Here is a 25,787-nt window from a genome sequence, read left to right as displayed (position 1 = left end):
GCACGCCTGTCTTCCCCTTCTTTGACGACCAAACCAGTTGAACCCGACGATGTCTTTCTTGGATGCCCTGGCCTTCCCCGGCAACGCTGCACTCGCTGGCGCGGCGGCGCTGCTGGGCCTGCTGGTCGGCAGCTTTCTCAACGTGGTGATCCATCGCGTGCCGCAGATGATGCTGCGCGAGACCGCCAACTTCGTCGCAGGGGAACGCGGCGAGGCCCTGCCGCACGCCGACCGCTACAACCTCTGGCTGCCCGCCTCCGCCTGCCCGCATTGTGCCGCGCCGCTGGCGCCGCATCACAAGATTCCCCTGCTCAGCTGGCTGCTGCTGCGCGGACGTTGCGCCTTCTGCGCCCACCCCATCAGCGCCCGCTACCCGCTGGTGGAACTGCTGACCGCACTGCTGTTCGCCCTGTTGGGCTGGCGCTTCGGCCTGGGCCTGCATGGCGTGGCGCTGATGGTGTGCGCGTCCTTCCTGATTGCGCTGGCGGTGATCGATGCCCGCACCATGCTGCTGCCTGACGACCTCACCCTGCCCTTGATGTGGCTGGGGCTGCTGGTCAACGTGGTGCATCGCCTGGTGCCGCTGCAGGATGCCGTGCTGGGTGCGATGGCCGGCTATGGCGTGCTGTGGCTGATCTACTGGATCTTCAAGCTGGCCACCGGCAAGGAGGGCCTGGGCTATGGCGACTTCAAGCTCATGGCCGCGCTCGGGGCCTGGCTGGGCTGGCAGTCCTTGCCGCTGGTCTTGCTGCTGGCCTCGGCGCTGGGCGCAGTCCTGGGCCTGGCGCTGATGGTTTTTGGCCGCCACCAGCGCGGCCAGGCCATTCCCTTCGGCCCCTGCCTGGCCTGCGCCGGCATGCTGACCCTGCTGATGGGCCATGGCTGGCTCACGCAACTTCTCTACGACTTCTGATTCCATGACCTCATTGACTGAACGCTTCACCATCGGACTGACCGGCGGCATCGGCAGCGGCAAGACCACGGTGGCCAACCTGTTTGGCGAGCTCGGCGCTTCGCTGGTCGATACCGACGCCATCGCCCACGCCCTGACCGCACCGCAGGGCCTGGCCATCGATCCCATCCGCGATCATTTCGGCGGCGAATTCATCGATGCGAACGGTGCCATGGACCGCACCCGCATGCGCCAGCACGTCTTCGGCAACCCGACTGCACGCCATGCGCTCGAAGCCATCCTGCATCCGCTGATCCGCAGCGAAACCGTGCGCGAGGCCGAGGATGCCACCGGTCCCTATGTCATCTTCGTGGTGCCGCTGCTGGTGGAGTCCGGCACCTGGGTCGGCCGTGCCAGCCGCATCCTGGTGGTGGATTGTCCGGAAGAAGTGCAGATCGCGCGCGTCATGCAGCGCAACGGCCTGCAGCGTGAGGAAGTGGAAGCCATCATGGCCGCACAGGCCAGCCGCCAGGCGCGATTGGCGGTGGCGCAGGACGTCATCGACAACGGCGGCAGCAATGCCGAGCTGCCGGATCAGGTACGCGAGCTACATGCGCGCTACCTGGCGCTGGCAGGCGGGCACTGAGCGATGGTGCAGCTTGCGCGGCTGCAGCAATGCACTTGGGCAGCGCGGCAAATGCGATGCGCTCCTGCAGCTTCATTTGATGGCGACTGCATTTGTAATTTTCTTCTGCATGGGTCAGAATCACAGACATTGCACATGTTGACGAGGTTATTGCACCCACGCGGCCTGTCAGCGGCCTAACAAGTCCGGTTCAACCAATAAAGGGATCATGCTTTGATCGTCTACGAATACCCTTTCAATGAGCGTATTCGCACGCTGTTGCGACTGGAAGACCTCTACGAGAAATTCGTCTTCTTCCTGCACCAGGAAAGCCCGCATCAGCATCACATCGCCCTTGCCACCATTTTTGAAATGCTGGAGGTCGCCGGACGCGCGGACCTCAAGTCCGACCTGCTGCAAGAGCTGGAACGGCAAAAGCAGATCCTGCTGGCCTACCAGTCCAATCCCAATGTCGAGCCCGAGATGCTCAATGCCATCCTGGCCGAAGTCGACCAGGCCAGCAGCGCCCTCTCTGCTGCCCAGGGCAAGACCGGCCAGAACATCCGCGACAATGAATGGCTCATGAGCATTCGCGGCCGCACCATCATTCCGGGCGGCGCCTGCGAATTCGACCTGCCGGCCTATTACGCCTGGCAACAGCATCCGTTTGAACGCCGTTTCCAGGACATTTCCAACTGGTTCGCCCCGCTGATCCCGCTGTTCGATGCCATCGCCATCGTCATGCGATTGCTGCGCGAATCCGGACATGCAGTAAAAATCAACGCCGAAGGCGGCAGTTACCAGCAGATGCTGCAGGGCAAGGTCTACCAGATGCTGCGCCTGTCACTGGACATCAACCTCGGCGCCATCCCCGAGATCTCGGCCAACAAATACATGCTGTGGGTGCGTTTCACCCAGCAGGATGGCGACGAGAAGCCGCGCTCCTTCGAGGGCGAAGTGCCCTTCGAACTGGCGCTGTGCGGCTTTTGATCCGTAATCTGAATCGAATGAAGTGAAGTAAAACGTATGGCCACGATCGTAGACTGCCCGACCTGCGGCACCAAGGTGGAATGGAGCGAGAAGAACAAGTACCGCCCCTTCTGTTCCGAACGCTGCAAGCAAATCGACCTGGGTGCCTGGGCCGAAGAAAAGTACACTATCCCCGCAGTGAACCTGCCACTGGAAGACGAAGGGGACAAGCCCGTGCAGTGATGACGGGCTTTTTCCTTCATTTCGCCTTAAAGCCACCCATCTTCAGGCTTCGTCGTCATATCGCAGCTGATCCAGCCACTGGAGCAGCGGAATGGTGGCCGGCAGCAGCGGTTCCACGCCCACGCTGCCCTGCCAGGCAAAGGCCTGGCCTTCCAGACTCTGCGGCTCGCCGCGCCACTGGCGGCTGATGTAGAAATGCAGGCGTACATGGGCATGCGGATAGACGTGCTCGACGCCGCACCAAGGCTCACCGTCCAGCACCTCGATCCCCAGCTCTTCCTTGAACTCGCGCTGCAGCGCCGCGAAGATGCTTTCGTCCGGCTCCACCTTGCCGCCGGGGAATTCCCAGTAACCCGCATAGGGCTTGCCCTCTGGACGCTGGCCCAACAGCACGTCGCCGTTGGGCTGCATCAGGATGCCCACGGCTACGTCAATGGGCTTGGCCACGGGCTTGGAATCGCCGCTCATCAGCCTTGCGCCTTGCCGGCGTAGTCGCGCGCGAACTGCCAGGCCACGCGGCCCGAGCGGGAGCTGCGCTGCAGCGCCCAGCGCAGGGCATCGGCGCGGGCTTCGGCGATCTGCGCGTCATTGCAGCCGAAGTGGCGCAGCCAGTGCGCCACGATGTCCAGGAAATCGTCCTGCTTGAAGGGATAGAAGGTCACCCACAGGCCAAAGCGCTCGGAAAGCGAAATCTTTTCTTCCACCGTTTCGCCGGGGTGCAGGTCGCCATCCTCGGTGTGGGTGTAGGTGTTGTTGTCGGAGAGGCGCTCCGGCATCAGGTGGCGGCGGTTGGAGGTGGCGTAGATCAGCACGTTGTCGGACTGCGCCGCGATGCTGCCGTCCAGGGCCACCTTCAGCGCCTTGTAGCCGCCCTCGCCTTCCTCGAAGGAAAGATCGTCGCAGAAGACGATGAAGCGTTCCGGACGCGCCGCCACCAGTTCCACGATGTCCTGCAGGTCGTGCAGGTCATCCTTGTCCACTTCGATGAGGCGCAGGCCACGGTCGGCGTACTGGTTCAGGCACGCCTTGATGAGCGAGGATTTGCCGGTGCCGCGCGCGCCCGTCAGCAGCACGTTGTTGGCCGGGCGGCCTTCGACGAACTGGCGGGTGTTCTGGTCGATCTGTTCCTTTTGCGGGCCGATGTTATGCAGGTCCGACAGGCCGATCTTCGAGATCTGCCCCACCGCCTGCAGGTAGCCGGGACGCTGGGCGGTCGCACCGCGCCAGCGGAAGGCGACGGCGGCGTTCCAGTCGGGTTCACGGGCGGCGGCGTTGGGGAGGATGGCTTCGACGCGCGCCAGCAAGGCTTCGGCACGCTGCAGGAATTGGTCTAGCTGGGTCATGGTGATCGCAAATCGGGATGAACGGGGCGGGAATGCACGCGCCATTGTGGCGCAAGGCGCTGGCGGCCGGTGTGAATAAAATTGATCCGAGGGCGCGGGCATTCATGTTGCCGCCGCCATCCCGGGCGCGCCATCGGCCCGGGGATGGGTGGGCCGATGGCGGCGAAACGCCGCGAGGTGAAGAAAAACGCTCAGGAACGGTAGTCGGCGTTGATCGAGACGTAGTCGTGCGACAGATCGCAGGTCCAGATGGAAGCCTTGGCCGTGCCGCGCGCCAGCTTCACACGCACCACGATCTCGGCCTTCTTCATGACGCGCTGGCCGTCTTCTTCGCGGTAATCCGGGTTGCGGCCGCCGTCCTTGGCGACCCACACATCGTCCAGCCACAGGTTGATCTTCGACACATCCAGATCCTCGATGCCGGCATAGCCGATGGCGGCCAGAATACGGCCCAGGTTCGGATCGGAAGCGAAGAAGGCGGTCTTGACCAGCGGCGAATGGCCGATGGAGTAGGCGATCTGGCGGCACTCCTCGATGCTCTTGCCGTCTTCCACGGCCACTTCGATGAACTTGGTCGCGCCTTCGCCATCGCGCACGATCTGGTGCGCCAGATGCTGCGACAGGTCGGTGACGGCTGCAGCCAGTTGCTTGTACTCGTCGCTGTCGGCGCTGGTGATCTCCAGTTCGCCGGCACCGGTGGCCATCAGGATGAAGGAATCGTTGGTCGAGGTATCCCCATCGATGGTGATGCAGTTGAAGGAATGGTCAGCGGCATCCTTGACCAGCTGGTTCAGCAGCGCCTGCGGCAGCTTGGCGTCGAAGGCCAGGAAACCCAGCATGGTGGCCATGTTGGGCTTGATCATGCCGGCGCCCTTGCTGATGCCGGTCATCACCACCTGCTTGCCGCCGATGGTCAGGGTGCGCGAAGCAGCCTTGGGCTGGGTGTCGGTGGTCATGATGGACTCGGCCGCGTTGAACCAGTTGTCGGCCTTCAGGTTGCCGATGGCTTGCGGCAGGCCGGCGATGATGCGATCAGCCGGCAGCGGCTCCAGGATCACGCCGGTGGAAAACGGCAGGATCTGCTGCGGCTCCACGCCCATCTGCTGGGCCAGCGCGGCGCAGACCGACTTGGCGCGCTGCAGGCCTTCTTCACCGGTGCCGGCGTTGGCGTTGCCGGTGTTGATCACCAGGGCGCGGATGGGCTTGCCGGCGCTCAACTGCGCCAGGTTGGCCTGGCAGATCTGCACCGGGGCGGCACAGAAACGGTTCTTGGTGAAGACGCCCGCCACAGTCGCGGTCTCGGCCAGCTTCATGACCAGCACGTCCTTGCGATTGGCCTTGCGCACACCCGCTTCGGCATGGCCGAGTTCGATGCCGGCGACGGCTTTCAGGTCGGAAGGAACGGGAATCGGGGAATTGACGGCCATGGCGAGCTTTCAGCGTAAAAATCGGAACGCGTATTTTAAACACTTTCCGTCACCGGCTGATGACGCAGAAACTCGCTTTCGATGATCTCGGCGCTCATCCTGGCCCATTGCGCATACTGGCCGTGGCCCGGATGGAAGCGGTCAATCGCCATCTCATGCGGCAGCGCCCATTGCAGGGAGCAGTAACGCAAGGCGGCCTCGGCATCGATCCAGTCGCGCAGGGCGCGGTCCAGCTTGCGCGCGTAGCGGCCCAGATACCAGCGCAGCGGCTGCGGTGCCACCGGCAGCAGGTGCATGGGCGGCAAGCCCGAGAAGACGATGTGCTCCACCCCGGCCTGCGCCATCAGGCGTTCGCACAGCAGGCGCAGGTTGGCCACGTAGCGTTGCGGGCTCATCTGCGAGGTCACGTCGTTCACGCCCAGGGCCACCACCAGGACGGTGGCCGGACCGATCTCATGGCGCGTCAGCAGGTCCAGCGCTTCGAGCGAATTGACGCCGCTCTGCGCCACCAGCTGCCAGGCCACCGGATGGCCGGTGCGCGCGGCCAGCTGGCGAGCCAGCGGCTGGGCCAGGGCTTGCTCCTGATGCTCCACCCCGACCCCGGCGGCCGAGGAATCACCCACTACCAGCACGCGCAACGGCTCGGCCACCAGCCGAGGCTGCAAGGCGGGAAACTCCATGCCGCTGCGCGGACCGGCCGCTTCCGGCAGCCGCAGCGCGGTCTGGCGCAGGCGTTTGGCTTGCGTCAGCAAAAGGGGCCCCAGCAGCAGTTTTCCCAGGATCAGCATGGGCGGCCTCACGGCAGCAGGTTCTTGACCACCACCAGCCACGGGCGCGCGGCAATCGGCTGGGCACGGCCCTGCTCATCCACCGGGATCAGGGATTCGGAGACCGAGTTGAAGACATTGCCCCCGATCACGCCAGCCCAGCCATCATCGGCATGCACCTCCACCACCAGATCGCAATGGCCGGCCAGCCCGGGCCGGATTTCGTCGATGGAAGTGATGTTATTGTTGCCGCGCGGGGCGCAGATCAGGTCACCGGGCGCAATCGGCTCGCTCTCGGCCGGGCGCAGCACGAATTGCGGCGAGGGGCGCGACTGGCGGTCCTTGAGGAAGCTCAGGTAATTGAAATGGGTTTCGTTGGGCGCGAAATCCTGCGGCGGCACATTGGTGCTCACCATCAACCAGGAAATGAAGGCCGCCGACCAGGCTTGCTGGCAATCTGCACCGGTCAGGTTCTTGCCGACCGCGTGCCAATACTCGGCCACCCGCTGCACGGCCTCGCCCTCGTCTTCCAGCAAGCCCAGGCGCGGGGCGCTGAAGGGTTCATGGCGCATGTCGATCTGCTGGTTGCCGAAGAAATCCCACTCGGCCTTGGCCGCTTCCACCAGCGCCGCACGGGTGGGGGGCGCGGTGCTGATGGCCACGGCGGGCACGCCGGTATTGGTCACCGGGATGGAGGGCGTGACGGGCGCGTAGCCCGGGTTGCCGCTGTCGCGCCACTGCGGCAGCGGCGAGGAAGCGCAGCCGGCCAGCAGGACGGCGATGGCGGTGGCAGTGAAGCTGAGACGGGAAGCACGAAACATCTTGGCGAGCGACATCTTCTTGTTCTCCTGGGCGGCAGGCGTGGGCTGCCGGAGCGTTCATCATAAAGGGAGCCAGGCCAATTTTGCAGAAGCCTTCACCTGCAGGATGTAAAAAAGGCCGCCCACCCGCCTGGGTGGACAGCCTCTTCACATCTGGCCGGAATGCGGCCGAACCGGGGGACTCTGGTTCAGGCCAGCTTGCCGTGGCACTGCTTGTACTTCTTGCCGCTGCCGCAAGGGCAGGGATCGTTGCGGCCGACCTTGGGGTATTCCGATCCGTCGTCTTCGCCACCGGCCTGGGCGGTCGGTGCCAGCAGTTCCTCCGGCGCGGCTTCGGGATCGAAGTCGGCGTGCTGGTAGTTGACGTTGATGGGCGAGCCACCGGCCATGCTTTCCTCGGCCGCTTCGATTTCCTCGCGGCTCTGGATGCGCACGGTCATGACGACCTTGATGACTTCGTTCTTGATCAGGTCCAGCATCTGGGCGAACAGCTCAAACGCTTCGCGCTTGTATTCCTGCTTGGGGTTCTTCTGCGCATAGCCGCGCAGGTGGATACCCTGGCGCAGGTGATCCAGTGCGGCCAGGTGTTCGCGCCAGTGGTTGTCGATGCTCTGGAGCATGACGCTGCGCTCGAAACCGGCGAAGGCATCCACACCGACCACGGCGACCTTGGCTTCGTAGGTCTCCTTGGCGGCCGTCAGCAGGCGCTCCAGCAGTTCGTCTTCGGCCAGGTCGGGCTCGGCCTTGAGCATGGCTTCCAGGTCGATGTCGAGCTGCCATTCGTTCTTGAGCACAGCTTGCAGGCCGGGGATGTCCCACTGCTCTTCCATCGACTCGGCCGGCACGTATTCGCGGAACAGGTCGGTGAAGACGCCCTCGCGCAGGGAGGCGATCATCTCGGCCATCTCGGCCGACTCCAGCAACTCGTTACGCTGCTGGTAGATGACCTTGCGCTGGTCGTTGGCGACGTCATCGTATTCCAGCAATTGCTTGCGGATGTCGAAGTTGCGGGCTTCCACCTTGCGCTGGGCCGACTCGATGGAGCGGCTCACGATGCCGGCTTCGATCGGTTCGCCTTCGGGCATCTTGAGGCGGTCCATGATGGCGCGCACGCGGTCACCGGCGAAGATGCGCAGCAGCGCATCATCCAGCGACAGGTAGAAGCGCGAGGAACCCGGATCGCCCTGGCGGCCGGAACGGCCACGCAGCTGGTTGTCCACGCGGCGCGATTCGTGACGCTCGGTGCCGATGATGTGCAGGCCGCCGGCATTGACCACGTGGTCGTGCAGGGACTGCCATTCATCGCGCAATTGCTGCGACTTGGCAGCCTTGTCGGCATCCGACAGGGACTCGTCGGCTTCGATCAGCTGGATCTGCTTGCCCACGTTGCCGCCCAGCACGATGTCGGTACCACGGCCGGCCATGTTGGTGGCAATGGTGATCATCTTGGGACGGCCGGCCTGCGCCACGATCTCCGCTTCACGCGCGTGCTGCTTGGCGTTCAGGACATTGTGCGGCAGCTTGGACTTGGTCAGGATGCCCGAGAGCAGTTCCGAGTTCTCGATCGAGGTGGTGCCCACCAGCACGGGCTGGCCGCGCTCGTAGCAGTCCTGGATGTCCTTGACCATGGCCATGTACTTCTCTTGCGCGGTCTTGTAGACCTGGTCCTGGCGGTCCTTGCGGGCATTGGGACGGTTGGGCGGGATCACCACGGTTTCCAGGTGATAGATTTCCTGGAATTCGTAGGCTTCGGTATCGGCCGTACCGGTCATGCCGGACAGCTTGGCATACATGCGGAAGTAGTTCTGGAAGGTGATCGAGGCCAGGGTCTGGTTCTCGTTCTGGATCTTGACGCCTTCCTTGGCTTCGACGGCCTGGTGCAGGCCGTCAGACCAGCGGCGGCCTGTCATCAGGCGGCCGGTGAATTCGTCGACGATCACCACTTCGCCGTTCTGCACGACGTAATGCTGGTCGCGGTGATACAGGGTGTGCGCGCGCAGGGCGGCGTACAGGTGGTGGATCAGGGTGATGTTGGCGGCATCATAGAGCGATGCGCCTTCGGGCAGCAGGCCCATCTGGGTCAGGATTTCCTCGGCCTTGTCGTGACCGGCTTCGGTCAGCAGGACCTGGTGGCTCTTCTCGTCCTTGGTGTAGTCACCGGGGACTTCGATCTTGCCCTTGCCGTCCGGGGTCTCTTCGCCAATCTGCAGGGTCAGCAGCGGCGGCACGGCGTTCATCTTGTGATACAGCTCGGTGTGGTTCTCGGCCTGGCCGGAGATGATCAGCGGCGTGCGTGCTTCGTCGATCAGGATGGAGTCCACTTCGTCGACGATGGCAAAGTTCAGGGCGCGCTGCACGCGGTCATCGGCATCGAAGACCATGTTGTCGCGCAGGTAGTCGAAACCGAATTCGTTGTTGGTACCGTAGGTGATGTCGGCAGCGTAGGCTTCCTGCTTGACGTCGTGTTCCATCTGCGACAGGTTCACGCCGGTGGTCAGGCCCAGCCAGCTGTAGAGCCGGCCCATGTCTTCGCAGTCGCGCTGTGCCAGGTAGTCGTTGACGGTCACCACGTGCACGCCCTTGCCGCCGAGCGCATTGAGGTAGGCCGGCAGGGTTGCCATCAGGGTCTTGCCTTCACCGGTGCGCATTTCGGCGATCTTGCCGAAGTGCAGCGCCATGCCGCCGATGAGCTGCACGTCGAAGTGGCGCATCTTGAGCACGCGGCGGGACGCTTCGCGGCAGACGGCGAAGGCTTCCGGCAGGATCGCATCCAGCGATTCGCCACCGGCGATGCGTTGCTTGAATTCGGGCGTCTTGGCTTGCAGTTCGGCGTCGCTCAGCTTCTCGACCGAGGGCTCCAGCGCGTTAATCTGGCGGACGATTTTTTGATATTGTTTGAGCAGTCGCTGGTTACGGCTGCCGAAAATCTTGGTCAGGAATGACATGCTTGGATTCTATAAAAGCGCCGATGAACGATCCGGCAGAGTGACGTTGGGCTCCCGGCCGCGGGATTCCAGCCGACAACGCCCGAAAATAAACCATGGATTCTAGCACGCAGGCCGAGGGCATTGGCTCGCCAGCCCGTCTTCATGCCGCCTGCGCGCCGCATTCGCTTTAGATCGGGCGTGTTTGCAAGGTTTCAATGGGGGAGGGGGATTTGGCAAAAATCTTCATGCCGGGCTTGCCAGAGATGCAATGATGCGCCAGGAATGCGGCCTGCAGGCCACCCTCCCCGGCCGCAAACGCCCGTCCCACGGAGGCTGGCGCTGGTCAGAACTTGCCCGAGCGGACTCAGCGGCCCGCGACGAAGACCGGCATCTGCTTGGGCTGGTTGCCGCCGGTGGCACCGAGCGCCAGGAACTTGCGCGGATCCTGGGCGATGCCGCGTATGCGCACCTCGAAGTGCAGGTGCGCCCCGGTCGAACGCCCGGTCGAACCCACATCGGCCACATGCTGGCCGCGCTTGACGATATCGCCCACCTTCACGAACAGGCGCGAGGCGTGGGCGTAGCGGGTGATGATGTTGTTGCCGTGGTCGATTTCCAGCATGTTGCCGAACTGATAATGATATTCCGAGGCGATCACCACCCCGGCGGCGGCCGCAACGATGCGGGTGCCGACCGGGGCCGGGAAGTCCAGGCCTTCATGGAAGGCGTTGTGGCCGCTGAAGGGGTCCAGCCGCCAGCCGAAGCTCGACGAGTTGTAGGCCACGTTGACCGGTTGATTGGTGGGCAGCAGGCGCGACTTGATCTTGTCGCCCATGAGGGTGGATTCCACCGCGTTGAGATAATCGGAACGATGGCCGGCATCCTGGGCCAGGTTGTCGAGCATGCGGCGCAGCTCATCCATGCCGACATCCCGGCCGGAGCCGGCGATGCTGGAGACTTCAGCGCCGCCACGACCGGGCAGCTCCTTGAAATTGAATTCTTCCGGACGGATGCCGGCCAGGCCCTGCACGCGTTCGCCCAGCGCATCCAGGCGCATCATCTGGGCCTGCATCTCGCCGACCTTCACGGCCATCATGGCCAGGTTCTCTTTCAGGAATTTCTCGTTGCGGCCATCTTCTTCCTGGCTCATGGAGACGGCCAGCTTGTGCAGCATGGGCGCGGCATCCGGGTCGCCGGCCTTGTTGAGCAGGAAATAGGTGATGGACAGCGAAGCGCCGGCGATCACGCTCACCAGCAGCAGCAACATCAGCAGGAGGTGCTTGGTGCCGAGCGTGACCGATCGGGCTTTGGTGAAACGGGGGTGCAACAGGATAATTTGCATCTTTGCTCCTTGGTCTCCGGCCGGTCAGACACCGGATGTGATAAGGTTTAAAGATGAAGTACGCATCTACGTTTACCCCTTATCGGCCTGCTCTCACAAGTGCTCAACGCATGGCGAAGAGCACGAAGGGAGCCGCGGATTTCTTGCGGTCGAATTCGACGATGGCGGCGCTGTTGCCCGCCCTGGCTCGCATGGGCACGCTGCAGCAGTCAGTGGCCGCGAACTTGCCGGCGATGTTTGCCGCGTGTCAGATCTTGCAGTTTGAAGCTGGCGTGCTGGTCATGAGCGCGCCCAATGCAGCGCTGGCGGCACGGTTGAAGCAGCAAACCCCGAGGCTGCAGGACCGCCTGCTGAAGGACGGATGGCAGGTTAATTCAATCCGAATCAAAGTGCAAGTTGGCCGGACGGCCCCCCCGCCAGCGCCAAAACGGGTGCTGGAACTGACCGACAACGCGCTCACTTCCTTCGCCGAACTCAGCAGTACACTGGCCAGCGATCCGCGCAGCCAGGGCCTGAAGGAAGCCATCGACGCCATGATACGGCGGCGCGACCAGCGCAGATCGGCCAAGCAGGCAGGAGAAGACCCGCCATTTCTTCAGGGAAAATAGTCCGGAAATAGCCGGATCACGAGATTCTTCTAAAAAATTTACAAGATTTCTCTCGTCAGATCGCCAGCAAGCCATCGCCAGAAAAGCAAACGCCCCGGTCCAGGCCGGGGCGTTTTACATTGCGGCGTGTGCAGCCAGCGCCAGCGTCAGCGTCAGTTCAGCGCCCACTCCTGCTGGGCTTGCATCACGTAAGTCTGCGGGGCCTGGTCGAGCTGGTCGAAGCTGACGATCTCATAGGCATCCGGCTGCGACAGCAATTCGCGCAGCAGCAGGTTGTTGAGGCCATGGCCGGACTTGTGGGCATCGTAGCTGGCCAGCAGCGGATGGCCGATGATGTACAGGTCGCCGATGGCATCGAGGATCTTGTGGCGCACGAATTCGTTGTCGTAGCGCAGGCCGTCGGCATTGAGGATGCGGTATTCATCCATGACGATGGCGTTCTCGAAGGAACCGCCACGGGCCAGGCCCATGCCGCGCAGGGTTTCCACATCCTGCATGAAACCGAAGGTGCGCGCGCGGGCAATTTCCTTGACGTAGGAGTCGATGCCGAAATCGACCTCGGCCACCTGTCCGGTACCATCCACGGCCGGGTGGTTGAATTCGATGAAGAACTTCAGGCGGAAGCCGTCATAGGGCTCCAGGCGCGCCCATTTTTCCTTGTCGCCCGTGCCTTCGCGCACTTCCACCGCCTTCTTGACGCGGATGAATTTCTTGGGCGCGTTCTGCTCCTGCAGGCCGGCCTGCTGCAGCAGGAAGACGAAGGACGAGGCCGAGCCATCCATGATGGGGATTTCTTCGGCGGTCAGGTCGATGATGAGATTGTCGATGCCCAGGCCGGCGCAGGCCGACAGCAGGTGTTCGACGGTGGACACCTTGGCGCCATCCTTGGTCAGGGTCGAGGCCATGCGGGTATCGCCCACGCCGGTAGCGATCATCGGCAGCTCGACCACGGGATCGAGATCCACGCGGCGGAACAGGATGCCGGTATCGGGTGCGGCCGGACGCAGGGTCAGCTCGACCTTGGTGCCGGAGTGCAGGCCGACGCCGGTGGTCTTGACCAGATTCTTGATTGTGCGCTGTTTCAACATCCGGTCATTATAGCCAAGATGCCCCTGCCCCGCCCCTTGCGGCAGGGCTTTGTTGCAAATCGTTCCTATCTGTAAAACAGGGGCCGGAGGCGCCCATTCATCGATCACAGCGATAAATCCGTTTCCCCAAGGAAAAACGGCATGCCGCAGCATGCCGTTTCTTTTTCGCCTGGTGGCCGGGAAATCCCGGCAGGCATCAGCCCAGCTGGCCCAGCAGGGTTTCCGCGTTGGAGACCTCGAACTTGCCCGGGGCTTCCAGATTCAGTTGCTTGACCACGCCGTCTTCGACCAGCATGGAATAGCGCTGCGAGCGCACGCCCATGTTGCGTTCGGTCAGGTCGAATTCCATGCCCAAGGCCTTGGTGAAAGTGGCGCTGCCATCACCCAGCATGCGCACGATGCCGGTGGCCTTCTGGTCGCGGCCCCAGGCGCCCATCACGAAAGCGTCGTTGACCGAGATGCACCAGATCTCATCCACACCCTTGGCCTTGAACTGGTCAGCCAGGGCGATGTAGCCCGGCACGTGCTTGGCCGAACAGGTCGGGGTGAAGGCGCCCGGCAACGCGAACAGCGCGATCTTCTTGCCCTTGACCAGGTCCGACACCTTGAAGGCATTGGGGCCCAGGCTGCAGCCTTCGGTCTCGGTCTCGATGAATTCGGTCAGGGTGCCTTCGGGCAGGCGGTCGCCGATCTTGATGGTCATGGTGTTTCCTCGTCTGGTTGTAGGACTGTGAATTAAGTGGTGAAACAGATGCATCTGCCGCGATTGATCGATTCAGCAGATGAGTTGCCGGCGCGCTGCGCACGAAAAAACGCCGCGCACCAGGCGCGGCGTTAGTATGCCTTGGAACCGGCCGGCCTGCTGTGAAGCCGCCGACCGATCCAAGCCAACGACGATCAGTCTGCCTGCTTGCGCAGGAAGGCCGGGATGTCGTAGGTTTCCATGCCGTTCTTTTCCAGGGCGCGCACGGTGTCGGAAGCCGACTCGCGACGCCACACGGCCGGGGCCTTCAGGCCACCGAAGGTAGCACCACCGGCTTGCGCGCCACCTTGCGGCATCACGCCACCGACGGCCATCATCGGCTCGTTGTGGGTGCCGGTGCGCATGACCGGAGTCTGGACCAGCTGCACGGCCTTGCGGGCACGGCCCAGGCCGGTGGCCACCACGGTCACGCGGATCTCGTCACCCATGCTGTCATCGTAGGCGATGCCTTGGGCGATCGAGGCATCCGGTGCCGCGAAGGCGCGCACGGTAGCCATGACTTCCTTGATTTCCTTGCCCTTCAGGCCACGGCTGGCAGTGACGTTGACCAGCACGCCGCGCGCGCCGGACAGGTCGATGCCATCCAGCAGCGGCGAAGCCACGGCCTGTTCGGCGGCCACGCGGGCGCGGTCGACACCGGCGGCGGTCGCGGTACCCATCATGGCCTTGCCCTGCTCGCCCATGATGGTCTTGACGTCGTTGAAGTCGACGTTGATGTGGCCGGGCACGTTGATGATTTCGGCGATGCCGGCCACCGCGTTGTTCAACACGTCATCGGCGTGCGACAGCCATTCGATCATGCTGTCGTCTTCGTAGATCTCTTCCAGCTTTTCGTTGAGGATGATGATCAGCGAATCGACGTGCTGGGTCAGCTCTTCCAGACCGGCGTCGGCGATGTCCATGCACTTCTGGCCTTCGTAGGAGAAGGGCTTGGAGACCACGGCCACCGTCAGTGCGCCCAGCGACTTGGCCACTTGCGCCACCACCGGAGCGGCACCGGTGCCGGTACCGCCACCCATGCCGGCGGCGATGAAGACCATGTGCGCGCCGCGCAGGGAGTCTTCGATGCGGGCGCGGGTTTCCTCGGCCAGGCGGCGGCCGACGTCGGGCTGCATGCCGGCGCCCAGACCGGTATCACCGATCTGGATGACGTTGTGCGCCTTCGATTGCTTCAGTGCCTGGGCATCCGTATTGGCGGCGATGAATTCGACGCCGGACACACCCTTGTTAATCATGTGCTGCACGGCATTGCCGCCAGCACCGCCCACGCCCACGACCTTGATGATCGTACCCAGCGTCGCATTGTCGACCATATCGATTTCCATGATGACTCCTTAAAATATATGTGTCCTGCAGCTGGCAGTTGATAGGCATCACGCGGTGTGACGACTAGCAACTGATCACTGCTGTCCGTATGTGTGCTTCCCTGTTGTTTCTTGTTGATGCTGATACCGATGCTGCCAATGATGCGACTGATACCTTGAAACCTTAAATTCTTGAAACCTTAAATTCTTGAAGCCTTGATACCGCTATTCTAAGAAAACACTGCTGCAAATTTGCTGCCGTTCTCATCAATTTTTACTGCCAGAACCGTACAACCGAACCGCCAGCAACGACCAATGCTTTTACATCCTGATGCATTCACCACCGGCCGCTCGTGGCAGCCGATGAGAATCGGTCAGAAATTGCCGAGGAACCATTCCTTCATGCGCTGCCAGACCGCCTTCACCGAGCCTTCCTGGCGCGTCACGATGTAGCCGCGCAGATACTGTTTCTTGGCTTCCTGCAGCAGGCCGAGCACGGTCGAGTAGCGCGGGCTGCGCACCACGTCGGCCAACTGGCCGCTGTATTCAGGCGTGCCCAGGCGTGCCGGTTTCAGGAAAATGTCTTCGGCCAGTTCGGTCATGCCCGGCATCATGGCCGAGCCACCGGTCAGCACGATGCCGGAAGACAGCACCTCTTCATAACCCGACTCGCGCACCACCTGGTGCACCAGCGCGAACAGCTCTTCCACACGCGGCTCGATGACGGCGGCCAGGGCCTGACGCGAGAGCGTACGCGGATTGCGGTCGCCCAGGCCGGGTACTTCCAGCGTCTCGGTCGGATCGGCCAGGATCTGCTTGGCCACGCCATAGCGCAGCTTGATTTCTTCGGCTTCCAGCGTGGGGGTGCGCAGGGCCATGGCGATGTCGTTGGTGATCTGGTCGCCGGCAATGGGGATCACCGCGGTATGGCGGATCGCCCCTTCGGTGAAGACTGCCACGTCGGTGGTACCGCCGCCGATGTCGACCAGCACCACGCCCAGCTCGCGCTCGTCGGTGGTCAGCACCGAATCGGCCGAAGCCATCGGCTGCAGGATCAGGTCCGACACTTCCAGGCCGCAGCGGCGCACGCACTTGACGATGTTCTGCACGGCAGAGACCGCACCGGTGACGATGTGCACCTTCACTTCCAGGCGGATACCGCTCATGCCGATGGGCTCGCGCACGTCTTCCTGGTTGTCGACGATGAATTCCTGCGGGACCGTGTGCAGCAGCTGCTGGTCGGTCGGGATGTTGACCGCCTTGGCGGTCTCGATCACGCGCGACACGTCGGCAGCGGTGACTTCCTTGTCCTTGATGGCGACCATGCCGCTGGAATTGAAGCTGCGGATGTGGCTGCCCGCAATGCCGGTATAGACATTGCGGATCTTGCAGTCGGCCATCAGCTCGGCTTCTTCCAGCGCGCGCTGGATGGATTCGACGGTGGCCTCGATGTTGACCACCACGCCTTTCTTGAGCCCCTTGGATTCGGACTGCCCCAGCCCGATCACTTCATGGCGGCCATCGGGCAGCACCTCGGCCACCACCGCCACCACTTTCGAGGTGCCGATGTCCAGACCGACGATCAGATTTTTTGCGTCTTTTGTCATAGCGTTCCGCTTATTTCTTTTTCCCGTTCATTGCCGCCAGCACCATTCCATCTGCCTTCAGGGCCATCCCGTTGGGATAGCGCAAGTCGACGCTTTCTATCTTGCCCTGCAATCTTTCCAGCAGCTGCGGATATACCGCCACCAGCCGCGCCACCCGTTCCTTCAACACCGCATCGCCCTGGTCACGGCCCAGCTCGACGGTCATGCCGTTGTCCAGCCGCACGGTCCAGGCGTAGCGGTTCGACAGCACCAGCGACTCCGGCTCCAGCTTGATGGGCGCGAACCACTGGCGAAACAGCGCCAGCCGCGCCACCACCTGCTTCTCGCTGCCGGGCGGGCCATCAAACTCCAGCAGGTCACCGTCGTCCTCGGCCTCGGCCAGGTTGGCGGTGAACACGTCACCCTTCTGCGAGAGCAGCTTGCCATCCTCGCCCCAGGTGCCCAGGGCCTTGTGTTCCTCGATCTTCACCACCAGCCGGTCCGGCCATTCACGCCGCACCATGGCCTTGCGCACCCAGGGCACGGCTTCGAAGGCCGCCCGCACCGCCGTCAGATTGGCGGTGAAGAAATTGCCATGGATGCGCGGCACCGCGGTCGCCCGCACCGTCAACGCATTGACCTTCTCCAGCGGCATGTCGCCGGAGGATTCGATGCGTATCGTGTGCAGCGTAAACATCGGGCGCTGCGCTACCCACCATAAACCCGATGCCACCAGGGCCAGCAGCACCAGCGCAATGAGCGCACTGCTGATGGCGTTGAGCATCTTGACGTCCTGCCACATCGACGCGTTCTTCCTTAAACCCGGGCCATCACGGCTGGCCCGCCTGCGGCGTCCAGTCCTTCGAGGGCGTCATGTCCAGCGACGCCATCTGCAGGATCGTGCAGCACAGGTCTTCATAGCTCAGGCCCACGGCCTTGGCCGCCATCGGCACCAGGGAATGGCCGGTCATGCCCGGCGAGGTATTGATTTCCAGCAGGAAGGGCTCGCTCTTGCCATCGGCCTCGCGCAGCATGAAGTCCACACGGCTCCAGCCACGGCAACCGAGCGCATTGAACGCACGTACCGCCAGATCCTGCAAATGGCGCGTCAGTTCCTCGTCAAGGGGCGCCGGACACAAATATTTCGTGTCGTCGGTGAAATACTTGTTCTGGTAGTCGTAATTGCCCTCCGGTGCGCGGATCTCGATGACCGGCAGCGCGCGCGCCTCGCGGCCCGTGCCCAGCACCGGCACCGTCAGTTCGCGGCCACGGATGAACTCCTCGGCCAGCACCACGCTGTCGTAGCGCGCGCAGAGATCAAAGCCGGCCTGCATGTCCGAGTAACCGTTGACCTTGGCAATGCCGATGGTCGAACCTTCGTGCGGCGCCTTCAACATCAGCGGCAGGCCCAGCTCGTCAGGGACCACGCGCAGTTGCTCACGCGTAGTGGCCTTGGCATCCAGGCTCAGGAAGCGCGGCGTCGGCAGGCCGTGCGAGAGCCAGATGCGCTTGGTCATGATCTTGTCCATGGCGATGCTGGAGGCCATCACGCCGGGACCGGTATAAGGCAGGCCCATCTGTTCCAGCGCGCCCTGCAGCGTGCCGTCTTCGCCGTAGCGGCCATGCAGGGCGATGAAGACGCGGTCGAATTTCTCGGCCTGCAGATCACCCAGGCTGCGCTCGGCCGGGTCGAAGGCATGCGCATCCACACCCTTGCTGCGCAAGGCCTGCAGGACACCGTTGCCCGACATCATCGACACTTCGCGTTCGGCGGAGCGGCCGCCGAAGAGCACACCGACACGGCCGAAGGCCTTGATCTGGTCCTGGCTGATCATGCGGCCCCCTGTTCGTTCTTGCCACCGGCTTGCGCCACCAGGCGGCCGGGTACGGCGGAAATCGATCCCGCGCCCATGGTCATGACCACATCGCCATCGCGCACCACATTGCGGATGGTCTCGGGCATGTCGCCGATGTCATCCACGAAGACCGGCTCCACCTTGCCTGCCGCACGCAGCGCATGCGCCAGCGAACGGCCGTCAGCGGCCACGATGGGCGCTTCACCGGCCGAATACACTTCGCCCAGCACCAGCACATCGGGCGAGGACAGGACCTTCACGAAATCCTCGAACAGGTCGCGCGTGCGGGTGTAGCGATGCGGCTGGAAGGCCAGCACCAGGCGGCGGCCCGGATAGGCGCCACGGGCGGCGGCGATGGTGGCGGCGGTCTCGACCGGGTGGTGGCCGTAATCGTCCACCAGCGTGAAATGACCGGCCGGATTGCCCTGCGCATCGGTGATCGGCACTTCGCCATAACGCGTGAAGCGACGGCCCACACCGTTGAATTCGGTCAGTGCTTTCTGGGTGGCGGCATCGTCCACGTCCAGTTCGCGCGCAATCGCGATGGCGGCGCAAGCGTTCTGCACGTTGTGCATGCCGGGCTGGTTCAGGCTCACCTGCATGGGGGCGTAGCCGTCCTGGATCACGGTGAATTCCATCTTGCCCTCGACCGCCTTGGCATCGATGGCGCGCACATCGGCGTCTTCATGGAAGCCATAGGTGAGGATGGGCTTGGAGACCATGGGCATGATTTCTCGCACGTGCGGATCATCCAGGCAGAGCACGGCCACGCCGTAGAACGGCAGGCGCTGGGTGAACTCGACGAAGGCCTGCTTCAGGCGCGCGAAATCATGGTTGTAGGTTTCCATGTGATCGGCATCGATGTTGGTGATGACTTCGATCACGGGCGTAAGGTTGAGGAAGGACGCATCCGATTCATCGGCCTCGGCCACGATGAATTCGCCGGTGCCCAGCTTGGCGTTGGCGCCGGCGCTGGTGAGGCGGCCGCCGATGACGAAGGTCGGGTCCAGCCCGCCCTGCGCCAGCACGCTCGCCACCAGGCTGGTGGTGGTGGTCTTGCCGTGCGTGCCGGCAATCGCAATGCCCTTCTTCAGGCGCATCAGTTCGCCCAGCATCACCGCACGCGGCACGATGGGGATGTGCTTCTTGCGCGCGGCCAGCACCTCCGGGTTGTCGCCCTTGACGGCGGTGGAGGTGACGATGGCGTCAGCGCCCTCGATGTTCTCGGCTGCATGGCCATAGCGGATGCTGGCACCCAGCTGCGCCAGGCGCTGGGTGGCGGCGTTGCTGCCCAGGTCCGAGCCGGAGACGCCGTAGCCCAGGTTGAGCAAGACTTCAGCAATGCCGCTCATGCCCGAGCCGCCGATGCCGACAAAATGGATATTCTTGACGCGATGCTTCATGGTGTTACCAGTCCTTCCAGCACGCGCGCGATTGCCTCATTGGCATCGCGCCGGCCTTGTTCGTACGCCGCCTGCGCCATGGCATGGCATGCAGCGCGGTCCAGTTTCTGCAGCAAACCGGCCAGGTGATCCGGCGTCAGTTCGCGTTGCGGCAGGTGAATCGCCGCCTTGTTCTGTGCCATCCATTTGGCATTGTCGATCTGGTGCGAGGTGGTCGACACCGCCAGCGGAACCAGCACGCTGGCCACGCCCGCTGCCGTCAGCTCGGAGACGGTGATCGCGCCGGCGCGGCAGATCACCAGATCAGCCTCGGCATAGCGGCGCGGCATGTCGTCGATGAAATCGACCACTTCGGCCTGCACGCCTGCCGCCTCATACGCTGAACGCAAGGCCGCGATGTGCTGCTTGCCCGATTGATGCGTCACCTGCGGACGCAACTCGGCGGGCAGTTTTGCCAGCGCCGCCGGCACGTTGTCGTTCAGCACCTTGGCGCCCAGGCTGCCGCCCACCACCAGAATCTTCAGCGGGCCGCTGCGGCCGGCGTAACGCTGGGCCGGTTGCGGCAGCGCGATGATTTCCTTGCGCACCGGATTGCCGGTGACCTCGGCCTTGCCCGCTGCCTTGCCAAAATCGGCAGGGAAGCCGAACAGCACCTTGGTGGCCATCGGCGTGAGGGTCTTGTTCGACAGCAGCAGGGCCGCATCCGCATTGACCAGCACCAGCGGCTTGCCACGCAGGCGCGCCATCATGCCGCCCGGCACGGTGACGTAACCGCCCATGCCCAGCACCACATCGGGGCGACGGCGGCCGAGGATGGCATGGCAATGCAAGAAGCTTGCCGCCAGGCGCCACACGCCCTTGACCGTATGCATCAGGCCCTTGCCGCGCAGGCCGGCGAAGACGATGCTGTCCATCTCCACGCCATGGCGCGGCACCAGTTCGCGCTCCATGCCGTGCGTGGTGCCCAGCCAGCTCACCTGCCAGCCACGCGCACGCATGGTGTCGGCAATGGCCAGGCCGGGGAAGATGTGGCCACCGGTACCGGCGGCCATGATGAGCAATGTGCGGGGCGCGTTCATAGACGGCCTCCGCGCATGAGCACCCGGTTTTCGTAATCGATGCGCAGCAGAATGGCCAGGCCCACGCAATTGAGCAGCACGCCCGAACCGCCATAGCTCATCAGCGGCAGCGTCAGGCCCTTGGTCGGCAGCAGGCCGAGGTTCACGCCCATGTTGATGAAGGCCTGCACGCCCAGCCAGATGCCGATGCCCTTGGCCACCAGGCCGGCAAAGGTCAGATCGAGCGCGATGGCCTGGCGGCCGATCTCGAAGGCATGCTTGACCAGCCAGTAGAACAGCAGCACCACCACCAGCACGCCGGCGAAACCGAGTTCCTCGCCGATCACGGCGAGCAGGAAGTCGGTATGCGCTTCCGGCAGGTAGTGCAGTTTTTCCACGCTGCTGCCCAGGCCCACGCCGAAGAGCTCGCCACGGCCGAAGGCGATCAGCGAGTGCGACAGCTGATAGGCCTTGCCCAGTGCGTTTTCTTCTTCCCAAGGATTGAGGTAAGCGAAGATACGCTCGCGCCGCCACGGAGAAGTCACGATGACCAGCGAGAACACCCCGACCAGCGTGGCACCGATGCCGCCAAACCAGACGCCGTTGATGCCGCCCAGGAACAGGATGCCCATGGCGATGCAGACGATCACGCCGAAGGCACCGAGGTCGGGCTCCAGCAGCAGCAGCAAGCCCACCAGGCCGACGGCGGCCGCCATCGGGAAGAAGCCCTTGACCAGCTTGTGCATCACCGCCTGCTTGCGCACCGTGTAGTCGGCGGCGTACAGCACGATGAAGAGCTTCATCAGTTCGGAGGGCTGCAGGTTGATGACCTTCAGCGAGAGCCAGCGCTTGGCACCGTTGACGCCCTTGCCGACGCCAGGAATGAGCACCATCAACAGCAGTATCAGGGTGATCGCGAACAGATAGGGCGCCCACTTCTGCCAGGTCTCCATACGCACGCGGAAGGCCAGCGCGCCCGCGATGATGGAGAGCACGATGAAGATCGCCTGGCGGATCAGGAAGTGGTAATTCGAATAGGAGGCGTACTTGGGCGAATCCGGCAGCGCCACCGAGGCCGAGTAGACCATCACCATGCCGAACAGCATCAACAGCAGCACCACCCAGATCAGCGGCTGGTCGTATTCCATCATGCGCGAACGCTGCTCGAAACCGATGCTGCCCGATGCGCTGCCACGGCCACTGCGGCCACCCTGGGCGCGGCCGGCGGCCGCCGGCGCGGCTTCTTTCAAGCCACCCAGCCAGCTGCGCACGGAAGACAGGCCCAGTTTCATGCCAGCACCTCACCGCGCGAGAGCGCCAGTTCACGCACCGCATCCACGAAGACTTCGGCGCGATGGGCGTAGTTGCGGAACATGTCCAGGCTGGCGCAAGCCGGCGAGAGCAGGACGATGTCGCCGGCGGTGGCGAGTTCGCCGGCCTTTTCCACGGCGGCTTCGAGGCTGGCGCAATCGATCAGCTCGACCCCGCTGTCGGCCAGGGCGGCGCGCACGGCAGGAGCGTCACGGCCGATCAGCAAGACTGCACGAGCATATTTCTGTACCGGCAGGTCCAGCGGCGAAAAGTCCTGGCCCTTGCCGTCGCCACCGGCGATCAGCACGATGCGATTGGGATGGCCGCCCAGCCCCAGGCCATTGAGCGCGGCCACGGTGGCACCGACATTGGTGCCCTTGCTGTCGTCGTAGTACTCGACATCCTGGATCACGCCGACCAGTTCCACGCGATGCGGCTCGCCGGTGTACTCGCGCAGGCCGTGCAGCAGCGGTGCCATCGGCAGGTCGATGGCGCGGCACAAGGCCAGTGCGGCCAGCGCATTCATGGCGTTGTGGGCACCGCGAATGCGCAGGGCATCGGCGGGCATGAGACGCTTGACGGTCACCGGCGGCGGCAGCATGTCCTTCTGCTTGCGGCGGCGCTTGCCTTCCGGCACTTCGTCGTCTTCATGCACGAAAGCATTGGCCAGCCACAGCATGCCGTTGTCGTTGACCAGGCCGAAACTGTTAGGGGTGGACGGTTCATCCAGGCCGAAGGTGGACAGTGGCGCGGCCGCGGCGCTCATCTCCATCACCAGGGCATCATCGCGATTGAGTACGCGCACGGTATCCTGGCCGAAGATGCGGGCCTTGTCGGCGGCGTAGTGCTCCATGCTGCCGTGCCAGTCCAGGTGGTCCTGGGTCAAATTCAGGACGGTGGCGGCGTGCGGCTGCAGGCTGTGCATGGTGTGCAGCTGGAAGCTGGAGAGCTCCAGCACCCAGGCTTGCGGCATCGAGCCGCGATAGGTCGGCTCGGGCGGCGGCGGTGGCGGGACTTCCACCAGCGCATCTTCCTCGGCCTTGCGCGAGACTTCCATGAAGTCGCCCAGGTTCATGGCCTCGCCAGTGGTCGCCGGGGCGTCGATCTCAGCTTGCGGGATCGCGTCGGAAGCGACGTCCAGCGTGGCCGCGACAGCCGGCTCCGGCGCTTCGTGCGCGGCGGAGCTGGCTGCCTCGGCGTCATCGGGGGAGGCTTCGGTGGCGGAATGCGCGGTCTCGGGTGCCGGCTGCAGTGCAGTTTCCTGTCCTGTTTCCTGTCCTGTTCCCTGCCCTGTTTCCGGTACAGATTCCTGCACGGAAGCTGGTACAGAATCCTGTACGTTCTCCTGTCCTGCTTCCTGCTCTGCCACCGGCTGCTGTTCCGCAGTCGCCAGCAGATCCATCTGCGGCGCGGGTTCAGATTCCGATGCGGTGACCGGCGCGTCTGCTTGCGGCTGCGCCTGCAACACCGGCACCGCAATCGCAGCGGCCGCCTCGATGCTGGCGGCGGCACGGCGATGCTTCTCGGCTTCGGCCGCCTGCTGGGCATCCAGCACGGCCTGCTGCGCGGCTTGCGCTTCAGCTTCGGCGGCAGCCTGTTCGGCGGCGATCGCATCCTGCTCGGCCAGTTCGGCCAGGAATACCTTGTCCTTGATGACCGCTTCGCGCAGCACATCCAGGGCGGCCGGGCTGATGTTGCCCGCCACTTGCACCGACAGGCCGGCGCGCTGGCACAGCAGGCCGGTCAAACGGGTCACGGTAGTCTTGCCGTTGGTGCCGGTGATGGCCAGCACCTTGGGTTGATACAGGGTCTCTTCGCGCAAGGCGGCCAGCGCCTGCGCAAACAATTCGATCTCGCCCCACAGCGGCAGGCCGCGTTCGGCAATGGCCGGCATCAGCGGTGCCAGCTCGCCTTCGGGGGCCAGGCCGGGACTGACGGCGACGAAATCGATTCCATCAAGCAAGGACGGCGACAAGGGCTGGCCCAGCACGGCCTGCGCCTCGGGCGCGTCGGCACGCAGGGCGGCCAGGCGCTCGGCCAGGGCCGCTTCGCCACGGGTATCGGCCACGCGCACGCCGGCGCCGCAGTAGACCAGCCACCGCGCCATTGCCAGGCCGGACTCGCCGAGTCCGAGCACCAGAACGTGTTTGCCCGAGTAATTCATCGTTGTTTCCAGACTCACTTCTTCACTTGTTTCTTGCCATGCAGGGACTGCCCTGCCAACCACAAAGGCAGCGCTTGCCATACTTCACAAGGGCTGCCGTTTTTGTTCATATCGCCTGTTTACCGCAGCTTCAGCGTCGACAAACCGACCAGCACCAGCATCATGGTGATGATCCAGAAGCGCACCACCACCTGGGTTTCCTTCCAGCCCTTCTGCTCGTAGTGATGGTGCAGCGGTGCCATCAGCAGCACGCGGCGGCCGGTGCCGAAACGCTTCTTGGTGTACTTGAAATAGGCGACCTGAATCATCACCGAGAGCGTTTCCACCACGAAGATGCCGCCCATGATGAAGAGCACGATTTCCTGACGCACGATGACCGCGATGGTGCCCAGCGCACCGCCCAGCGCCAGTGCGCCGACGTCGCCCATGAACACCTGCGCAGGGTAGGCGTTGTACCAGAGGAAGGCCAGTCCCGCGCCGCCCATGGCACCGCAGAAGATCAGCAGTTCGCCGGCCCCCGGGATGTGCGGGATGAACAGGTACTTGGCATAGGCCGCATTGCCGGTCAGGTAGGCGAACAGGCCCAGGGCCGCACCGACCAGCACGGTCGGCATGATGGCCAGGCCGTCCAGGCCATCGGTCAGGTTGACCGCATTGCTGGTGCCGACGATGACGAAATAGGTCAGCGCGATGAAACCCCACACGCCCAGCGGATAGGTCACGGTCTTGAAGAAGGGCACGATCAGATCGGCCTTGGGCGGCAGGTCCAGGCTGAAGCCGGAACGCACCCAGGCGACGAAGAGATCGAAGACCTTCATGTTGCTCACCTCGGATACCGAGAAGGCCAGGTAGAACGCCGCCACCAGGCCGATCAGCGATTGCCAGAAATATTTTTCGCGCGAGCGCATGCCTTCCGGATCGCGATAGACCACCTTGCGGTAGTCATCGACCCAGCCGATGGCGCCGAAACCGAGCGTGACGATCAGCACGATCCACACGAAACGGTTGGACAGGTCGGCCCACAGCAAGGTGGAAATGCCGATGCCGATCAGGATCAGCACGCCGCCCATGGTCGGGGTGCCGGACTTGATGAGGTGAGTCTGCGGACCATCCTGGCGCACGGCCTGACCGACCTTCATGCGGGTGAGCATGCGGATCACGGCCGGGCCGGCGATCATGCCGATCAGCAGGGCCGTGAGCGTGGCAAACACCGCGCGGAAGGTGATGAAGTTGAACAGGCGCAGAAAGCCGAAATCCTGTTGAAAATTCTGTGCGAGCCAGACCAGCATG

The 25,787-nt window shown here is 63.7% G+C and carries 23 protein-coding genes; 5 read left to right on the top strand and 18 right to left on the bottom strand.

Annotation, left to right across the window (positions count from 1 at the left end; genetic code table 11):
• The first annotated feature begins 49 nt into the window (after positions 1 to 49).
• The 4 genes from MKD49_RS19365 (at position 50) to yacG (ending at position 2,729) form a co-directional block, all read left to right on the top strand.
• On the top strand, positions 50 to 913 hold the full coding sequence (locus tag MKD49_RS19365; protein ID WP_252697118.1) for an A24 family peptidase: 864 nt from the start codon (positions 50 to 52) through the stop codon (positions 911 to 913).
• A gap of 4 nt (positions 914 to 917) precedes the next feature.
• Positions 918 to 1,538, top strand: coding sequence for a dephospho-CoA kinase (gene coaE, locus MKD49_RS19360; protein WP_252697117.1), 621 nt, complete (start codon positions 918 to 920; stop codon positions 1,536 to 1,538).
• A gap of 213 nt (positions 1,539 to 1,751) precedes the next feature.
• Complete coding sequence (zapD, locus tag MKD49_RS19355) at positions 1,752 to 2,507, top strand: cell division protein ZapD (protein ID WP_034336663.1); 756 nt, start codon at positions 1,752 to 1,754, stop codon at positions 2,505 to 2,507.
• 36 nt (positions 2,508 to 2,543) lie between these two features.
• Positions 2,544 to 2,729 carry a DNA gyrase inhibitor YacG gene (yacG, locus tag MKD49_RS19350; protein ID WP_034336666.1) on the top strand — a complete coding sequence of 62 codons (186 nt, stop codon included), beginning with the start codon at positions 2,544 to 2,546 and terminating at the stop codon, positions 2,727 to 2,729.
• A gap of 42 nt (positions 2,730 to 2,771) precedes the next feature.
• Here yacG and MKD49_RS19345 read toward each other — a convergent pair whose 3' ends face one another.
• The 7 genes from MKD49_RS19345 to MKD49_RS19315 form a co-directional block, all read right to left on the bottom strand.
• Positions 2,772 to 3,197, bottom strand: coding sequence for an NUDIX domain-containing protein (locus MKD49_RS19345; RefSeq protein WP_256497708.1), 426 nt, complete (start codon positions 3,195 to 3,197; stop codon positions 2,772 to 2,774).
• On the bottom strand, positions 3,197 to 4,072 hold the full coding sequence (locus MKD49_RS19340; RefSeq protein WP_039790449.1) for an ATP-binding protein: 876 nt from the start codon (positions 4,070 to 4,072) through the stop codon (positions 3,197 to 3,199). The genes MKD49_RS19345 and MKD49_RS19340 overlap by 1 nt, the downstream gene beginning before the upstream one ends.
• 191 nt (positions 4,073 to 4,263) lie before the next feature.
• Positions 4,264 to 5,499: a bifunctional glutamate N-acetyltransferase/amino-acid acetyltransferase ArgJ gene (gene argJ, locus MKD49_RS19335; protein ID WP_034329339.1), complete on the bottom strand. Its 1,236-nt coding sequence runs from the start codon at positions 5,497 to 5,499 to the stop codon at positions 4,264 to 4,266.
• A gap of 35 nt (positions 5,500 to 5,534) precedes the next feature.
• On the bottom strand, positions 5,535 to 6,287 hold the full coding sequence (locus MKD49_RS19330; protein ID WP_134135684.1) for an SGNH/GDSL hydrolase family protein: 753 nt from the start codon (positions 6,285 to 6,287) through the stop codon (positions 5,535 to 5,537).
• A gap of 8 nt (positions 6,288 to 6,295) precedes the next feature.
• A complete protein-coding gene (locus tag MKD49_RS19325) occupies positions 6,296 to 7,102 on the bottom strand; it encodes a DUF2272 domain-containing protein (protein WP_121042538.1) in 807 nt (268 codons plus the stop codon).
• A gap of 173 nt (positions 7,103 to 7,275) precedes the next feature.
• Positions 7,276 to 10,032: a preprotein translocase subunit SecA gene (gene secA, locus MKD49_RS19320; protein WP_252697116.1), complete on the bottom strand. Its 2,757-nt coding sequence runs from the start codon at positions 10,030 to 10,032 to the stop codon at positions 7,276 to 7,278.
• Positions 10,033 to 10,378: 346 nt separating this feature from the next.
• A complete protein-coding gene (locus tag MKD49_RS19315; RefSeq protein ID WP_121042534.1) occupies positions 10,379 to 11,356 on the bottom strand; it encodes a M23 family metallopeptidase in 978 nt (325 codons plus the stop codon).
• A gap of 53 nt (positions 11,357 to 11,409) precedes the next feature.
• Between MKD49_RS19315 and MKD49_RS19310 the strand changes: the two genes are divergently transcribed.
• On the top strand, positions 11,410 to 11,964 hold the full coding sequence (locus MKD49_RS19310) for a DciA family protein (protein ID WP_252697115.1): 555 nt from the start codon (positions 11,410 to 11,412) through the stop codon (positions 11,962 to 11,964).
• 152 nt (positions 11,965 to 12,116) lie between these two features.
• Here MKD49_RS19310 and lpxC read toward each other — a convergent pair whose 3' ends face one another.
• The 11 genes from lpxC to mraY all read right to left on the bottom strand — a co-directional run bounded on the left by lpxC (position 12,117) and on the right by mraY (position 25,786).
• Entirely contained in the window at positions 12,117 to 13,052 is a 936-nt protein-coding gene (gene lpxC, locus MKD49_RS19305) for a UDP-3-O-acyl-N-acetylglucosamine deacetylase (RefSeq protein ID WP_039790443.1), read from the bottom strand.
• A gap of 196 nt (positions 13,053 to 13,248) precedes the next feature.
• The gene (locus MKD49_RS19300; protein ID WP_034329321.1) at positions 13,249 to 13,755 is read right to left on the bottom strand and encodes a peroxiredoxin; all 507 of its coding nucleotides are present in this window, start codon (positions 13,753 to 13,755) and stop codon (positions 13,249 to 13,251) included.
• 194 nt (positions 13,756 to 13,949) lie between these two features.
• Complete coding sequence (gene ftsZ / locus MKD49_RS19295; protein ID WP_204726187.1) at positions 13,950 to 15,140, bottom strand: cell division protein FtsZ; 1,191 nt, start codon at positions 15,138 to 15,140, stop codon at positions 13,950 to 13,952.
• Between the two features lie 353 nt (positions 15,141 to 15,493).
• Positions 15,494 to 16,726, bottom strand: a complete 1,233-nt coding sequence (ftsA, locus tag MKD49_RS19290; RefSeq protein ID WP_008334543.1) for a cell division protein FtsA — start codon at positions 16,724 to 16,726, stop codon at positions 15,494 to 15,496.
• A 10-nt stretch (positions 16,727 to 16,736) separates the two neighbouring features.
• A complete protein-coding gene (locus MKD49_RS19285) occupies positions 16,737 to 17,507 on the bottom strand; it encodes a cell division protein FtsQ/DivIB (RefSeq protein ID WP_252697114.1) in 771 nt (256 codons plus the stop codon).
• A 28-nt stretch (positions 17,508 to 17,535) separates the two neighbouring features.
• Positions 17,536 to 18,540, bottom strand: coding sequence for a D-alanine--D-alanine ligase (locus MKD49_RS19280; protein WP_121042530.1), 1,005 nt, complete (start codon positions 18,538 to 18,540; stop codon positions 17,536 to 17,538).
• Positions 18,537 to 19,964, bottom strand: a complete 1,428-nt coding sequence (murC, locus tag MKD49_RS19275; RefSeq protein WP_134135690.1) for a UDP-N-acetylmuramate--L-alanine ligase — start codon at positions 19,962 to 19,964, stop codon at positions 18,537 to 18,539. The genes MKD49_RS19280 and murC overlap by 4 nt, the downstream gene beginning before the upstream one ends.
• On the bottom strand, positions 19,961 to 21,043 hold the full coding sequence (murG, locus tag MKD49_RS19270; protein ID WP_034329311.1) for an undecaprenyldiphospho-muramoylpentapeptide beta-N-acetylglucosaminyltransferase: 1,083 nt from the start codon (positions 21,041 to 21,043) through the stop codon (positions 19,961 to 19,963). Before murG ends, murC begins: the two co-directional genes overlap by 4 nt.
• Complete coding sequence (gene ftsW, locus MKD49_RS19265; RefSeq protein WP_134135692.1) at positions 21,040 to 22,314, bottom strand: putative lipid II flippase FtsW; 1,275 nt, start codon at positions 22,312 to 22,314, stop codon at positions 21,040 to 21,042. Before ftsW ends, murG begins: the two co-directional genes overlap by 4 nt.
• Positions 22,311 to 24,497 (bottom strand): UDP-N-acetylmuramoyl-L-alanine--D-glutamate ligase, encoded by a 2,187-nt coding sequence (murD, locus tag MKD49_RS19260; protein ID WP_252697113.1) that lies wholly within the window; start codon positions 24,495 to 24,497, stop codon positions 22,311 to 22,313. The genes ftsW and murD overlap by 4 nt, the downstream gene beginning before the upstream one ends.
• Before the next feature lie 119 nt (positions 24,498 to 24,616).
• Positions 24,617 to 25,786 carry a phospho-N-acetylmuramoyl-pentapeptide-transferase gene (gene mraY / locus MKD49_RS19255; protein ID WP_034329301.1) on the bottom strand — a complete coding sequence of 390 codons (1,170 nt, stop codon included), beginning with the start codon at positions 25,784 to 25,786 and terminating at the stop codon, positions 24,617 to 24,619.
• Position 25,787: the final 1 nt, after the last annotated feature.

The sequence above is a fragment of the Herbaspirillum sp. WGmk3 genome, assembly GCF_023952535.1.
Classification (GTDB): domain Bacteria; phylum Pseudomonadota; class Gammaproteobacteria; order Burkholderiales; family Burkholderiaceae_D; genus Herbaspirillum; species Herbaspirillum huttiense.
The sequence above is the reverse complement of the archived record's forward strand: the minus strand, read 5'-3'. Positions and strand labels throughout refer to the sequence as shown.

Excerpts from the sequence above, each read along its gene's own strand:
- mraY (WP_034329301.1), bottom strand. The coding sequence starts at position 25,786 with ATGCTGGTCTGGCTCGCACAGAATTTTCAACAGGATTTCGGCTTTCTG.
- MKD49_RS19365 (WP_252697118.1), top strand. The coding sequence starts at position 50 with ATGTCTTTCTTGGATGCCCTGGCCTTCCCCGGCAACGCTGCACTCGCT.
- MKD49_RS19300 (WP_034329321.1), bottom strand. The coding sequence starts at position 13,755 with ATGACCATCAAGATCGGCGACCGCCTGCCCGAAGGCACCCTGACCGAA.
- murD (WP_252697113.1), bottom strand. The coding sequence starts at position 24,497 with ATGAATTACTCGGGCAAACACGTTCTGGTGCTCGGACTCGGCGAGTCC.
- MKD49_RS19330 (WP_134135684.1), bottom strand. The coding sequence starts at position 6,287 with ATGCTGATCCTGGGAAAACTGCTGCTGGGGCCCCTTTTGCTGACGCAA.
- MKD49_RS19285 (WP_252697114.1), bottom strand. The coding sequence starts at position 17,507 with ATGTGGCAGGACGTCAAGATGCTCAACGCCATCAGCAGTGCGCTCATT.
- MKD49_RS19315 (WP_121042534.1), bottom strand. The coding sequence starts at position 11,356 with ATGCAAATTATCCTGTTGCACCCCCGTTTCACCAAAGCCCGATCGGTC.
- argJ (WP_034329339.1), bottom strand. The coding sequence starts at position 5,499 with ATGGCCGTCAATTCCCCGATTCCCGTTCCTTCCGACCTGAAAGCCGTC.
- murG (WP_034329311.1), bottom strand. The coding sequence starts at position 21,043 with ATGAACGCGCCCCGCACATTGCTCATCATGGCCGCCGGTACCGGTGGC.
- ftsA (WP_008334543.1), bottom strand. The coding sequence starts at position 16,726 with ATGACAAAAGACGCAAAAAATCTGATCGTCGGTCTGGACATCGGCACC.
- ftsW (WP_134135692.1), bottom strand. The coding sequence starts at position 22,314 with ATGAAACTGGGCCTGTCTTCCGTGCGCAGCTGGCTGGGTGGCTTGAAA.
- murC (WP_134135690.1), bottom strand. The coding sequence starts at position 19,964 with ATGAAGCATCGCGTCAAGAATATCCATTTTGTCGGCATCGGCGGCTCG.
- ftsZ (WP_204726187.1), bottom strand. The coding sequence starts at position 15,140 with ATGGAAATCGATATGGTCGACAATGCGACGCTGGGTACGATCATCAAG.
- MKD49_RS19310 (WP_252697115.1), top strand. The coding sequence starts at position 11,410 with ATGAAGTACGCATCTACGTTTACCCCTTATCGGCCTGCTCTCACAAGT.
- MKD49_RS19340 (WP_039790449.1), bottom strand. The coding sequence starts at position 4,072 with ATGACCCAGCTAGACCAATTCCTGCAGCGTGCCGAAGCCTTGCTGGCG.
- lpxC (WP_039790443.1), bottom strand. The coding sequence starts at position 13,052 with ATGTTGAAACAGCGCACAATCAAGAATCTGGTCAAGACCACCGGCGTC.
- MKD49_RS19325 (WP_121042538.1), bottom strand. The coding sequence starts at position 7,102 with ATGTCGCTCGCCAAGATGTTTCGTGCTTCCCGTCTCAGCTTCACTGCC.
- secA (WP_252697116.1), bottom strand. The coding sequence starts at position 10,032 with ATGTCATTCCTGACCAAGATTTTCGGCAGCCGTAACCAGCGACTGCTC.
- yacG (WP_034336666.1), top strand. The coding sequence starts at position 2,544 with ATGGCCACGATCGTAGACTGCCCGACCTGCGGCACCAAGGTGGAATGG.
- MKD49_RS19280 (WP_121042530.1), bottom strand. The coding sequence starts at position 18,540 with ATGATCAGCCAGGACCAGATCAAGGCCTTCGGCCGTGTCGGTGTGCTC.
- coaE (WP_252697117.1), top strand. The coding sequence starts at position 918 with ATGACCTCATTGACTGAACGCTTCACCATCGGACTGACCGGCGGCATC.
- MKD49_RS19345 (WP_256497708.1), bottom strand. The coding sequence starts at position 3,197 with ATGAGCGGCGATTCCAAGCCCGTGGCCAAGCCCATTGACGTAGCCGTG.